Origin of the sequence: Thiocapsa sp. (assembly GCF_035467215.1) — a bacterium.
GTDB lineage: Bacteria > Pseudomonadota > Gammaproteobacteria > Chromatiales > Chromatiaceae > Thiocapsa.
On sequence record NZ_DATITZ010000028.1, the window covers coordinates 1 to 12,330 of the forward strand.

A 12,330-nucleotide genomic window follows, 5' to 3' on the forward strand; every position below is an offset into this window, starting at 1 on the left:
GAAATCCCCCTCCTCCACCCATTTCCGTCGCCAGCGTGGTGCCCTCACGCTCATGCTTGGACTCTTGCTGCTCATGGGCTCCAGCATCCTCACGCTCAGCTCCGTGCGTGTCGGCATCATTGAGCAACGCATCGCAAACAACGAGGTGCGCGCCAAAGAGGCACAACAAGCGGCGCAGGCGGGACTCGACTATGCCCTCGCCCGGGCGGGCCGGGGCGACGCGATCGACAACCCGCCCGCGGTCACCGCCACCGGCGATGCCACTTACGACATCTTCTTGACTGCAACCGAAGACGACAATGAAACCTGTATTCGATCCGAGGCGAATGCCCGCGGGGATCACAGTATCACGGCGGTTGCCACGGAGTGCTTTCAGCAAAAGCGCTTGTTGTCAGGCAAGAGTGCGAAGGGTTTCGCTTCGGATCTGCCGCCGATGGTGATCAACGGCTGCCTGTCCGAGGCGACCGGAACTCCAAATATCTATCCGCGGGACTGCGATAATGAAATGGATGAGGAGGAGTGCAAGTCGATTGCCCTCGCCTCGTCGGCAGACAGCAGTTGCCTCGACCTAGGTCACCTGGAAGTGAATAATAACGATCAAGCCATAATCCGTCCGAATGCCTTCGAAGGCAGCGCTTGGGATTACGTCTTCGACATCAGCAAGGAAACATTCAAAGCGCTCGCCGCCGCCAATGACCACAGCTCACCGCGCCTACTCTGGATAACGGCTAAGATCATCCAGGAAGAACAATGGACAGAGAAGGACATCGAAAGCTCGCCTACCGCCCCCGTCGTTCTGGTCTATGAAACATCCGCCGGTTGCCCGAAGATCAACGGCAATATCAGCATCTACGGCATCGTCTATGTCGAAACAGCAGAAAACTGCAACGCCGACCGGTGGGACAAAACAGACATCTATGGCTCGATGGTCTTTGAAGGCAATGTCACGAAACTGACCGCGGATACCACGTTCCGGTATTGGAGTCTAGCAGATCAAGATGCGGAAGACGATGATACCCTTGATGGCGTAAGACTTGACCGTGTCTTCTCGGCAAGTCGCATCCCCGGGAGTTGGCGCGATTGGAATTAGCCATGCGACAGCCGATTCCCGCTCAAGGTGGACGTCCACCCCAGCGTGGCTTCACCCTCATCGAGGCCTTGATCGCGCTGGTCATCCTCTCGCTCGGACTCTTCGGTCTGATGCAGATCCAAACCCGCGTCATGCTGAAGACCGGCGATAGCAAGGCCCAAACCGCTGCGGTCAACCTGGCTCAGGAAAAACTCGAGGAGCTGCGTGCGCGCGACTATGCCGACATCGACAGCGACGAAGATCTCATTCGTGCCGCCGTTGGGGGCACGACCGATTTCACCCGCACCTGGACCGTCACCGAGAAGACCGACCCAACATACAAGCAGGTTTCGGTGACCGTCGGCTGGACCCAGCCGGGCCAAGACACCCAAGATGCGGGATTGACCACCGTCACGCTGACCACCTACATCGCCCGGTCGACGCTCTTCGAGCTGGATGCGGTCGGCAAGTAGCCCACGGTTCCGCTCTCGCGGAATCCGCGTTCCGGGTACCGTCTTCTCTACGGTCAACTGCGTGCGTGCGCTGCCGTTGGCTTGGGCGGTCGAGGCGCGTGCGGCCTACCTCGGCTTCGCGGCACAGCGCACGCTGTTGGAGCTCATGCTCGGTTGGTTGCCGGCCGGTGCGACGGTGCTCTTGGCCGCCGACCGCTTCTATCCCTCGGCACCGCTGTTCGCCTGGCTGCAGGCGCACGGATGGGGATATCGGCTGCGTCTGAGAGGCAACCATGCGCTGGACATCGGTTGTGCGGACGTCATCAGCACCGGGGATTTCGCCCGGGGCGTCACGCAACGCTTCGCACGCGCAGCGCGCCTGTTCGACTTCCAGGCGATCGCGGCCGACATCGACTGGTCGCGCGGTTTCGAGTTTCTCGACAAGGAGCTGCAGAAGGTCACGCGTCGCGCCGTGGTCGGGCGACGGTATGTCGATAAGCTGGTCAAGGTCTGGCGCTTGGGCGGCGAGGAGACCTGGGTTCTGATCCACACCGAGGTGCAGGGCGAGCCCGATCGGGGGTTTGCGCGTCGACTTTATACCCACCACTCGCGCCTGATGGATCGCTATGATCATCCGGTCGCGACCTTGGTCATCCTGGCCGATGAGCGGCACGACTGGCGCCCGAAGCGTTATCGTCATGCTCTCTGGGGCTGCCGAGTCTGTATGCCTTCATCGAAGAGACGCCGCGGGAGATGCGTCGCCGGCAGGATGACGCCGCGGTCGCCCTGGACCGCCGCCGGATGGAAGGGCATCGGGGTCAGCTCAATGGTGACCCCGCCTCTCCGCAGATATTCGAAAAGGATCAGCGTACGACGAAGCCGATGTCCAAGAAGGGAAAAACCAGCCTGTAGGCGCGAATTGATTCGCACGGGCCGAGGGATTCAGACACGAACCTGTCGCGCGCGCACGACCTCTTCGCGCTCGAGCTCTTCGAGTGCGGAAACCACGGCTCGCAGGGTTTCGTCGATCTCGGGGAGGAGAACGTCTTCGAGTGCGCGCGCGCGGCGGGCGGTGCGGGCGTAATCGGCGCGCAGACGTTGGAGATTGCCGACCATGGCGGCGAGACGGGCGATGCGCGGGATCAGGGCCTGGAAGGCTCGGCGGGTGCGGTCGGCCTCCGGGCTGTCGGCGACGCTCCGCGGGGGTGTTTGCGGCTGCCGGTCGTTTTCGACCAGATCGTGCAGGGTCACGCCGAGCACGCGCCGCGGCGTCAGCCGGCAATCGGTATCGATCGGCGGTGCCGGCGGGTGGACGGCGAGTCCTTCCAGTCCGTGACGGGCGACGGCGCCTTGGAGTGCATCGGCGGCTTCGCGGTAGTCGGCTCGAAAGGCGGCCAGCTCATGCTCGTAGCGGCCGAGCTCGGTGAGGATCTCGGCGGCGAGGATGAGCCGTTTCTCGTCGAGGAATCGATACCCTTCGCGCATGCCCGCGCGCTCCTCCTTGAGCTCGAGGAAGGCGCTGTGGGTCGGAACAATGGCGCGCTCGGTCATGAGACGGGTTCTCGCCGCGGGGCTTGATCGAGCAGATGCTCGCGGATCTGACGGTCGTCGAGTCGGTGCAGCTCGCCGGCCGGTAAGCCGCGCAGGGCGGACCAGCCGGCGGCCATGCTCTCCTCCAGGGTCCGGGCATCGACGCCTTGATGGATCACCGTCTGCTCGAAGGCGTCGCCGAAGAGAAGCAGCTTGCGGTCGTCTTCGGAGAGTCCGTCCTCCCCGACCACGCCGGCCAGCACCCGTGTCTGTTGGGCTTGGCTGTAACTGGCATAGAGCTGAGCGGCGAGCGCCGGATGATCGGCATGGGTGCGTCCTTTGCCGATGCCGTCTTTCATCAGACGCGAGAGACTCGGCAGCAGGCGGATCGGCGGATAGATATCGCGCCGGTGCAGATCCCGATCGAGCACGATCTGGCCCTCGGTGATGTAGCCGGTGAGATCCGGGATGGGGTGGGTGATGTCGTCGTTCGGCATGGTCAGGATGGGGACCTGCGTGACCGAGCCCGGCTTTCCGCGGATGCGACCGGCGCGCTCGTAAAGGGTCGCCAGGTCCGAGTACATGTAGCCCGGATAGCCCTTGCGGCTGGGGACCTCGCCGCGACTCGCCGAGACCTCGCGCAGGGCTTCGCAGTAGTTGGTGAGATCGGTCAGGATGACCAGGACATGCATGCCTTCGACGAAGGCAAGGTATTCGGCGGCGGTCAAGGCGAAGCGGGGGGCGAGCAGACGCTGTGCACTCGAATCGCTGGCCAGGTTGAGAAAGAGCACGGTGCGGGCGAGCGCCCCGCTCTTCTCCATCTCCTCGCGAAAGAACTCGGCGCTGTCGTGCGGGATGCCGATGCCGGCGAAGACGATGGCGAACCCTTCAGCCTCTTGCGCATCGCCCGGCAGGCGCGCGTTGCAGGCGATGTCCACCGCGATGCGGTCATGCGGCAGCCCGCCGCCCGAGAAGAGCGGCAGCTTCTGGCCGCGCACCAGGCTGTTCATGAGATCGATCGATGTGAAACCGGTCTCGAGGAACTCGCTCGGCGCCACGCGTGCGGTGGGTTTGATCGGCAGACCATCGACCCGGTAGGCGTGCTCGGCCGCAAGCGGCGGTCCACCGTCGAGCGGTTTGCCGATGCCGTTGAAGACCCGCCCGAGCAGCCCCGGACCGACATGAAAGCGCAGCGGCTCCCCGAAGAAGCGCACGCGCGTGCCCTGCAGGGCAAGCCCGGCGGTGTCGTCGAGCATCTCGACGGTAATGGAGTCCTCGTCCAAGGCGGCGATGCGCCCCAGACGCACCGAGCCGTCCGCGCCCTCCACCTCGACCGCCTCGTTTAGACCCACATCGAGGCTGCGGCTCAAGAACAGCAGCGGACCCTCGGCACGATTGGCGATCTCTTCCCCGACGAGTCTGGCGTATGTCATTGGCGTACCTGCTTGGGTGCGCTGAGCGCATGTCGAGGTCGAGGGGCTTCCTGCCTTCTGCCGCCCGCTCTTCCTTTCAGGTGATCTATGGGAAGGAGCAAGCCGACGCGTAGCTGGAAGTCCTTTCGAGGCGACTCAAGTCGCCCCTACGCGGGGGTCGCTCCCGTCCCGCGCCTCGTTGATCAGCCGCCGAATCGTGGCGGTCAGCTCCTGATCGAGCGCGGAGAAGGCCTCCCAGTCGCCCTCTTCGATCTCCTCGCCCATGCGCATGAGACGACGGAAGACGGGTTGATCACGGATCGCCTCGGGGGCGACGCCGGCATCGAGCAGGCGCTCGGAGCCTTCGATGAAGCTGCCGATCAGGCGCATCATGACCGCTTGGCGCGACGGGCTGGCGTAGCGGTCATTCATTGAGTAAGCGGACTGGCGCAGGAAGCACTCGTTGACCAGCTGGGCGCAGATGAGCACGAGCCGCTGGCGCGCGGGCATGGCGTCGCGTCCGATGATGCGGGCCATGCGCTCCAGGCGGGCCTCGTCCTCCAAGAGGGTCAGGAAGCGCCGACGCAGCTCCTGCCAGCGTGTACATCCGGCGGTATGCCACCAGCGCGCGAGGTTTCCGGCGACCAGGCTGTAGGACTGCAGGGGGTGGATCGCCGGGTAGAAGCGCGCCTGCGCCCGTTTGGCATCGAGGCCCCAGAGCGAGCCGACATAGCGTCGGGTGTGCGTGGTCACGGGCTCGGAGAAGTCGCCCGATGGCGGGCTGACCGCACCGAGCAGCGTGACCGATCCGGTCTCACCGCCCAGCGTGCGCACCCGTGCGGCGCGCTCGTAGAAATCGGCCAAGCGACTGCTCAGATAGGCCGGATAGCCGGCCTCGCCGGGCAGCTCGCCGAGCCGGCCGGAGACCTCGCGCAGGGCCTCGGCCCAGCGGCTGGTGGAGTCCGCCATCAGGGTGACGTTCATGCCCTGGTCGCGAAAATACTCCGCCACCGTGATGCCGGTGTAGATGCTGGCCTCGCGTGCCGAAACCGGCATGTTCGAGGTGTTGGCGATGACGACGGTGCGCTCGAGCAAGGGACGGCCGCTGCGCGGGTCTTCCAGCTCGGTGAACTCGGCGAGCAAGCCCGCCATCTCGTTGCCGCGCTCGCCGCAGCCGACATAGACAATGACGTCGGCGTTGCACCATTTGCCGACGGTCTCGAGCAGGACCGTCTTGCCGGTGCCGAAACCGCCCGGGATAGCCCCGGTGCCACCGCGCGCGACCGGGAAGAGACAGTCGATGACGCGCTGCCCGGTCAGCATCGGCTCGTCCGAAGGCAGACGGGCCTGCACGGGTCGCGGCACCCGCACCGGCCAGGCATGAGTCATGGCAACCGCAAGGTGTCGGCCGTCGGCGGCGTCGATCCAGCAGATCGTCTGGTCGTCCGGGTACTCGCCGGCATCGGCGATGGCGGTGACGCGCCCGCCCGGCAGATCCGCAGGCACTAGGCAGCGCTGAGCGATACCGGTCCCGTTCGCGACCTCGCCGATCGCAGCACCGGGCATCAGGGTGTCGCCGACGCACACGCTCGGGGTAAAGTGGAACCGCCGTGCGGCCTGCACCTGCATCCCCGGCTTGACGTAGGGATCGGCGATATCCGCGATGGGGCGCAGCAGTCCGTCGAAGATTCCCGCAAGAATGCCAGGTCCGAGACGGATCGAGAGGAGCCGACCGGACCCAGTGACCTCGATCCCGGGGCGCAGGCCGCTGGTGTCCTCGTAGAGCTGGACGGTGATCTCGTCGCGGGCGATCCGGATCACCTCGCCGAGCAGCGCCTGATCACCGACGGTGACCGACTCGCGCAGACGGAAGGCGCCGTCGGGGCGTGCCCGCAGGACGGGGCCGCTGATCCAAGTAGTTTCCGCCGTGCTCATGTCTGGACCCCCGCATCCGTCGGATGCCGTGCCAATACCGCCAACAGGCGCGCCTCCAACCGCCGGCGGTCACTCAGCAGACCCTCGAGGCTCGCATCCAGGACCGCACCCTGGGCTTCGATGACGAGGCCGGCCGACACGGCGCCGTCGGCCCGAAAGTGCGGCGCCTGACCCAGCGCCCGGGTCAGCTCGGCCTCGAGCGGCCCCCATTCGGCCGCGGACCATGCGGGCGGATGGCGCAGCGTCCATGGCCCGGGCGGGAGCCGTCGCCGCGCTTGGGCGATGGCATGCCTCGCCCAGATGGCGCGGGTCTCTGCATGCGCCCAGCGCCGGCTCAACGCCTCGCGCAGACGCGGCCAAGCCGACTCCAGGAGTTGAGCGTTGGCCCGATCTCCGCTCGCACGCAAACGGGTGTCGTGCTCGGCGCGTGCAGCGTGGAGCCGGGACCGCGCGTTCGCCCGCTCCGAGACCACGCGCTCGTGAAGCTGCGCGCGTGCGCGTCGATAGGCATCGGCAAGCAGTGTCTTCGCCTCGGCCCGCGCCGTCTCCAAGAGCGTCCGGCACTCCGCGTCCCGATACTCCTCGATCAGGGTCAGCAAACCACGTTCGCGCTCCTCGAGCTTCATTCGGCCATCCCCAAATGGCGCCGCACCTCGGCGACGAGATCCGGCGCGGCAACCCGGTGACGCACGTCCGGGATCACCAGGACCAGCGGCCAGGTCGCCAACTCCGCCGCTCGCAACAGATCGGGCGGCAATGCCGCCGCGATCTCGGCGGTGATGAAGAGGACACGGGTCTCCTCGCGCAACCTCCGGAAGAGCGCAACCGCCTCCTGCGGCCCGGGGCAATAGACCTCGACCCCCGCGAGCCGGAAGCCAATCCCGCTGACCTCGTCGCCCAGGAAGGCGCAGGCGGCCATGACGATGCGCCCCTCAACCGAGCCGGTTCAAGATCAGCACCGAGATGATGAGGCCGTAGATGGCGATACCTTCGGCGAGCCCGACCAGGATGACCATCCGCCCGAACAGCTCGGGCTTCTCGGCCAAGGCACCGACGGCCGCGGCACCGATGGTCGCGACCGCATAGGCCGCGGCGACCGAGCCCACCATGGTCGCAAGAGCGGCCGCCAGATACCCCCAACGCAGCACATCCGGGTGGATCGGCATCACCTCGAGCGCGACGACCTCGGAGGCGATCGCACCCGACTGCCAAAACAGCAGGCTGGAGATTCCCGCGAGCAGGGCGACACCCAGCACCATCACACCGGCGAACAGGATTTGTCGATTCATGACTTCACTCCTTTTAAACCGCGCCCGGCGCGGTATGCGATGTTTTCGGGACGGGATCGGTCCCGGCAGACGTCACGACCGCTGGAGTCAGCGCGTAAGTTATTAAAGAATAAATTATTTTAAACCGAATCCCCACGAAGGCTCGTGATTGCACCCAATGTCGATCTCACTCGAACATGCGTGTCTCGCACTGGACGCGGTTTAACACGCGTTGAACCGCCGACGGACCCAGGTCCGCTCACACCGCACCCTGCACGGCCTCCCGCACAATGGGCGGCGGCGCCGGGAGCGGCCGGAAGACCCTCCCGGTGCCCTGCAGGAAGCGGTTGAAGAACTCGAACAGTACGAGCCGCGTGGTCTGAATCGAGACCACCAGCCCTTCCAATAAGATGATCAGGACATTGCCCAGGATCATGATGAGGATCCCGGCCCAGAGCGGCACCGAATCGGCCATGGTGACCACGGCGACCGAGAGCGCCGAGTGGGCCAACGCAAAGGCACCGACACGCGCGAACGAGAGTGTATTGACCAGGATCTGGCTGCCGGACTCCAAGAGGTGACCGATGGCGGCAAGCCCTCCGAGCAAGGCGCGATGGACCAGGAAGGCGCCGATCAGGTACCACGCCAACCCGAGCAGCGCGATCCAGCCGAGGCCGGGGCGCAGCAGCGTCGCGATCAACCCCAAATAGAGCACCAGAAAACCCAGATCCTGCATCAGCCAGTGCCGCAGCTCCCCGCGCCAGAGCGCGCTCAGACCCGAGAGGAGATGACCTAGACTAAGCAATGCGACGGCGAAGAGCAGCGGCACGCCGAGCAAGGTCAGAGGATCGTGCAGCGGATGCATCCAGAGTGCGGGGATGATGTCCTCGCGACCGAAGAGGCTCCCGAACAGGACCCCGAAGACCATCGCCGAGGCGCCGCCCAGCACCATCAAGCGCGCCTCCGGCCAGCGCCGTTGCAGCCAAAGCCCAAGGCCGACGAGCACCGCGCCCTGCCCCACGTCGCCGAACATGTAGCCGAACAGCAGGGGCACGACGAGGATCAGCACTGGCGTCGGATCCGCCTCGTCCGAGCCCGGCACGCCCAGCGCGCGCGCAAATAGCTCGAACGGACGCATCCAAGGCGGATTGTCGAGGATCTGCGGCGGACGCTTGCCGGGCGGCGGCTTGGTCAGACGCAGTAAGGCGCGGGTGCGTCCCGCATCGAGGGCGGCCCGGAGTCGCTCCCCGCCCAGATCGTCGGTCCAACCCGTGACCCAGATCAGATGATCGCCGGCGCGTTCGAGACAGGCGACATGTCCGGCAAACCAGGCCAGCCCGGCGACCTCGCCGAGCGTGTCGCCGAGATCGTATTCGTCGAACAGGGTATCCAGCTCGGCCTTGAGATAGACGACACGCATGGAGAGAAACTCGCGCCGCGCACCGATCCTGGCGAGCGAATCGCGCGCATCGCCTTTCAGCCATGACGGCCGCTCGATGACCCGTCCCTTGGCCGCCTGCACCAGATGCTTGACCGCATCGAGCCGATCGCGCGGCCCCAGAATCATGGCGCAGTATTCCTCGCCCCAGGGGATCTGACGCGGGATGACCCAATCCGGCAACTGCGGGCGGGCGTCCCTCGGCAGGACCGCGCAGAAGGTCCCGAGCACCGGCCCGCTGCGCGCCACGGCGCCGAAGTCGAGCGGACTGTCGATGATCTTGCCGATCACCTGCGCCAACCACTTCAGACGGGTCAGCTCCTCCTCGCAGGACTGGAGGATGTCGATCAGCGGATCGGCCTCGCGCCGCCAAGCCCCGACCCGCGCCAGCGCGCGCTCCAAGACCACGTCGGGCGACTCGACCAAGACCTTTCGCCGCAGCCGTGCGCGCTCCCAGTAGCGCCCGTAGCGCACCTTCAGCGCCTCGTAAGCGCCGATGCCTTCGGAGAGATGGGCGAGCGGCGAATCCCCGCAGACCCGATCGCGGATCTCGATCTCGACCGCACCGGTACGCGCGAGCTCGGTCACCGTGCGCACGGCTTCGCGTCGTGGGCACAACACCTCGAACCAGCGTGTAGAGGCAGGACGCAACATCAGAAACCCGAATGCTCCGTGTCGAAGACCGCCCGACTGAGCAGGGCCCCGCGCAGCCGTTCAAGATCCAGGAAGACGATGGCGAGGTAGGCAAAGAGTGCAGCGGGCTGAACTGGATGTTGGTGGAGATAGGCGCGCAGACGATCGCGCAGGGTTTCGCGCAGCTCCCAGGCAGAGTCGGACGGCGCGGCGCGGAAGCGTTCCAGATGGACTTGGATCAGCCGGGAGAATCCGTCCAGATCGCGCCGACAGCGGCCTCGACAGCTCGGCCAGCGCTAGCGCCATGCCGTTTGCCAGCGCTCGCCGAGATCGGGCGCCGCACCGCTCGCGTCTGCCTCGGCCGACAGTACGGCAAGCCCGCTCGCCTCCCAGGCGTGCCGATCCAATGCGCCGTCCTCGCCGATCAGGCCGCGCAGTCTCGCGTCCAGGTTCGACCAATCCGGCAAGGTATCGCCGCGCGCCAGATGCTCGAGCTGGGGCAGCCAAGGCAGCCAAGCGACCCACTCGATCGCCGCCCGCCAGCCCGAAGGCGACCAGTCGGCGACGGTCTCGGCCGTCTCGAGCGCGAGGGTGCGACAACCGCGATCCAGCTCATGCGCCTGACTCAGGCCGGAGAAGGATCTGACCCAGTCGGTCAGTCCGGTCGCGCGCGCTTCTTCCAGATAGGCCGCCAGGGTGCGCGCGCCGGACAAGCGCTGCCAATCCGCCGCCGTGGGAAGCCGCGACAGACGTGCTTGAAGGCGCGCTTGAGCATAGGCGAGGCGGGAACCTGCGTTCATGACGGACCACCCTCGCGATGCCACGGCCCGACTGCGGCATCGGCGCCGGCACTTGCAACCGCATCGATCATCTCGTCGGCAAGCGCGTCGATGGCGGCGTTCAATCGGGCGTCGGCGGCGGCGTCGAGGCCGTCGCCGAGCGGCTCGGCAACCCGGTCGAGGAGCTCGGAAAGGGCGTGATGCAGACTGGTGTCTGCAATCCGCTGAACGGCGAGGAGGCGTCGGTCGGTACGCTCGACGAGACGACGTGCATGGTCTTCGGCATCGGCTAGGAGCCGATCGGCTTCGACGCGATAGGCCGCGACCGATTCGCGCGCCGATGCCTCCGCGGCCAGTGCCCGATTGAACGCGGCATCGATCCGTTCCAGGTCCGCATCGGAGGGCTGCTTGATCACGCCGCGTCTCGCTCCATCGCGCCTCGACCGCATCCGCTGAAGGGGCTTGGGCCAAAGACCTTGGGCCTCGACCGAGCCTCTCCATCCCTTGTACCCGTGCATTCCACTCGGGAAGCGGTTTCGTTAGAATACGCTGATATTCTAGTCCAGCCGTCGCCGGATGCCTGGCGGAGGCCCGCGTTGGATTTGATCCGGGTCAGCTTCGTGACCGATTGCCTGCTTGCCTATGCCGGGCTGTGATCTCGTCTCGCGCGCTTTTTGCCCGGTCTTCGGTTAATGTATTGCCCCGTACCTCAGGTTGTTCTAGCAGGTAAACCACGATGGACGACACCCTCCAACGCCTCCTCGAAGCCGAGATGCGCGCCGAGAAGATCGCTCAGCAGGCCGAGGCCGAGCAGGAGCGCACCATTCAGAAGGCGATGGCGGATGCCAAATCCGAGAACGATCGCTTCACGACGCGGATCCCGGATCTGCATCGGGGCTTCATCGCAAAGGCCGAGGAGCGCGCCGAGCAGAACGTCGCCGAGCTGCGCCGTCGCTACGACGAGCGACACGTCCAACTGCGCGACCAGGCCGAGCGCCGCGAGGGCGAGGCGCTGGATGCCGCCTTTCAGGTCCTGATCGACCCGGATCGCTGAACGCCGAATGCATTCCCTACCGGTGCGATACCCGATCAGCAGCTCATCCGCGGTTTCTTCATGACGATCATTGCCGACCACGCCTACCTCAACACGCGCGTCTCCGTCATGGCGACGCAGCTGTTGGAGCCGAGCGGGATCGCGGCACTGTCTCACCTGCCCTTGGCGACCTTGGCGGAGCGTTTCGGTCTAGCCGCCATCCTCGACGAGCAACAGTCCACGCGCGCTCGCAGCCGGGCGGTGGAACAAAGCCTGATTCAGGTGCTGCTCGCCGAGCTGCTCATCCTGGTGCGACCCATGAACACGACCGAGCGCGCCTTGGTGCTCGACTGGGGCCGCAAGTACGCACTCTTCAATCTCAAGACCCTGATCCGCGGCAAGCTCTACAACCTCGATCAGAAGGAAATTCAGGACAATCTCTATGTGCTGCCCGAGCACATGCGCCTGTCCGAGGAGGTCAGCACCGAGCTCTTTCGTGCCGAGAACGTCTTGGAGCTGTTGCGCCAGTTGGAGGCGGGGACACACCGCACCTTGGCCCGTCAGGCACGCGAGGTCTACGAGCAGCAGCGCGAGCCCTTTGCATTGGAGGCGGCGATCGACCAACGCTATTACGCCGGGCTGTTGCGACAGGTCACGGCGTTCAGCGACGCGAATCTGAACCCGCTGAAACGCCTGATGGGCGCCGAGCTGGATCGCATCAATCTGATGTGGCTCCTGCGCTTCCGGTTCTCCTACCAGCTCTCGGCCTCGGAAACCTTCT

The 12,330-nt window shown here is 65.8% G+C and carries 13 protein-coding genes; 4 read left to right on the forward strand and 9 right to left on the reverse strand.

The window, feature by feature from the left end:
- On the forward strand, positions 1-1,090 hold a 1,090-nt coding region (locus VLR48_RS01510), incomplete at its 5' end, for a PilX N-terminal domain-containing pilus assembly protein (RefSeq protein WP_325290084.1).
- A 2-nt stretch (positions 1,091-1,092) separates the two neighbouring features.
- A complete protein-coding gene (gene pilV, locus VLR48_RS01515) occupies positions 1,093-1,542 on the forward strand; it encodes a type IV pilus modification protein PilV (protein ID WP_325290085.1) in 450 nt (149 codons plus the stop codon).
- A gap of 921 nt (positions 1,543-2,463) precedes the next feature.
- Here pilV and VLR48_RS01520 read toward each other — a convergent pair.
- From VLR48_RS01520 to VLR48_RS01560, 9 genes are all read right to left on the reverse strand, one after another.
- Entirely contained in the window at positions 2,464-3,072 is a 609-nt protein-coding gene (locus tag VLR48_RS01520) for a V-type ATP synthase subunit D (protein WP_325290086.1), read from the reverse strand.
- Positions 3,069-4,484, reverse strand: coding sequence for a V-type ATP synthase subunit B (locus VLR48_RS01525; RefSeq protein ID WP_325290087.1), 1,416 nt, complete (start codon positions 4,482-4,484; stop codon positions 3,069-3,071). The genes VLR48_RS01520 and VLR48_RS01525 overlap by 4 nt, the downstream gene beginning before the upstream one ends.
- Positions 4,485-4,619: 135 nt before the next feature.
- Positions 4,620-6,398 (reverse strand): V-type ATP synthase subunit A, encoded by a 1,779-nt coding sequence (locus VLR48_RS01530; protein ID WP_325290088.1) that lies wholly within the window; start codon positions 6,396-6,398, stop codon positions 4,620-4,622.
- On the reverse strand, positions 6,395-7,024 hold the full coding sequence (locus VLR48_RS01535; RefSeq protein ID WP_325290089.1) for a hypothetical protein: 630 nt from the start codon (positions 7,022-7,024) through the stop codon (positions 6,395-6,397). Before VLR48_RS01535 ends, VLR48_RS01530 begins: the two co-directional genes overlap by 4 nt.
- Complete coding sequence (locus VLR48_RS01540) at positions 7,021-7,317, reverse strand: V-type ATP synthase subunit F (protein ID WP_325290090.1); 297 nt, start codon at positions 7,315-7,317, stop codon at positions 7,021-7,023. The genes VLR48_RS01535 and VLR48_RS01540 overlap by 4 nt, the downstream gene beginning before the upstream one ends.
- A 13-nt stretch (positions 7,318-7,330) precedes the next feature.
- Positions 7,331-7,687 (reverse strand): ATP synthase subunit C, encoded by a 357-nt coding sequence (locus VLR48_RS01545; protein WP_325290091.1) that lies wholly within the window; start codon positions 7,685-7,687, stop codon positions 7,331-7,333.
- A gap of 238 nt (positions 7,688-7,925) precedes the next feature.
- On the reverse strand, positions 7,926-9,758 hold the full coding sequence (locus tag VLR48_RS01550; RefSeq protein ID WP_325290092.1) for a V-type ATP synthase subunit I: 1,833 nt from the start codon (positions 9,756-9,758) through the stop codon (positions 7,926-7,928).
- A 275-nt stretch (positions 9,759-10,033) separates the two neighbouring features.
- Positions 10,034-10,537, reverse strand: coding sequence for a hypothetical protein (locus tag VLR48_RS01555; RefSeq protein ID WP_325290093.1), 504 nt, complete (start codon positions 10,535-10,537; stop codon positions 10,034-10,036).
- The gene (locus tag VLR48_RS01560; protein ID WP_325290094.1) at positions 10,534-10,932 is read right to left on the reverse strand and encodes a hypothetical protein; all 399 of its coding nucleotides are present in this window, start codon (positions 10,930-10,932) and stop codon (positions 10,534-10,536) included. Before VLR48_RS01560 ends, VLR48_RS01555 begins: the two co-directional genes overlap by 4 nt.
- Positions 10,933-11,252: 320 nt before the next feature.
- Here VLR48_RS01560 and VLR48_RS01565 point away from each other — a divergent pair, with 320 nt between their 5' ends.
- Complete coding sequence (locus VLR48_RS01565) at positions 11,253-11,570, forward strand: hypothetical protein (protein WP_007195566.1); 318 nt, start codon at positions 11,253-11,255, stop codon at positions 11,568-11,570.
- A 60-nt stretch (positions 11,571-11,630) separates the two neighbouring features.
- The coding region (locus VLR48_RS01570; protein ID WP_325290095.1) for a V-type ATPase subunit at positions 11,631-12,330 on the forward strand (700 nt) is incomplete at its 3' end.

Excerpts from the sequence above, each read along its gene's own strand:
- pilV (WP_325290085.1), top strand. The coding sequence starts at position 1,093 with ATGCGACAGCCGATTCCCGCTCAAGGTGGACGTCCACCCCAGCGTGGC.
- VLR48_RS01520 (WP_325290086.1), bottom strand. The coding sequence starts at position 3,072 with ATGACCGAGCGCGCCATTGTTCCGACCCACAGCGCCTTCCTCGAGCTC.
- VLR48_RS01525 (WP_325290087.1), bottom strand. The coding sequence starts at position 4,484 with ATGACATACGCCAGACTCGTCGGGGAAGAGATCGCCAATCGTGCCGAG.
- VLR48_RS01530 (WP_325290088.1), bottom strand. The coding sequence starts at position 6,398 with ATGAGCACGGCGGAAACTACTTGGATCAGCGGCCCCGTCCTGCGGGCA.
- VLR48_RS01535 (WP_325290089.1), bottom strand. The coding sequence starts at position 7,024 with ATGAAGCTCGAGGAGCGCGAACGTGGTTTGCTGACCCTGATCGAGGAG.
- VLR48_RS01540 (WP_325290090.1), bottom strand. The coding sequence starts at position 7,317 with ATGGCCGCCTGCGCCTTCCTGGGCGACGAGGTCAGCGGGATTGGCTTC.
- VLR48_RS01545 (WP_325290091.1), bottom strand. The coding sequence starts at position 7,687 with ATGAATCGACAAATCCTGTTCGCCGGTGTGATGGTGCTGGGTGTCGCC.
- VLR48_RS01550 (WP_325290092.1), bottom strand. The coding sequence starts at position 9,758 with ATGTTGCGTCCTGCCTCTACACGCTGGTTCGAGGTGTTGTGCCCACGA.
- VLR48_RS01555 (WP_325290093.1), bottom strand. The coding sequence starts at position 10,537 with ATGAACGCAGGTTCCCGCCTCGCCTATGCTCAAGCGCGCCTTCAAGCA.
- VLR48_RS01565 (WP_007195566.1), top strand. The coding sequence starts at position 11,253 with ATGGACGACACCCTCCAACGCCTCCTCGAAGCCGAGATGCGCGCCGAG.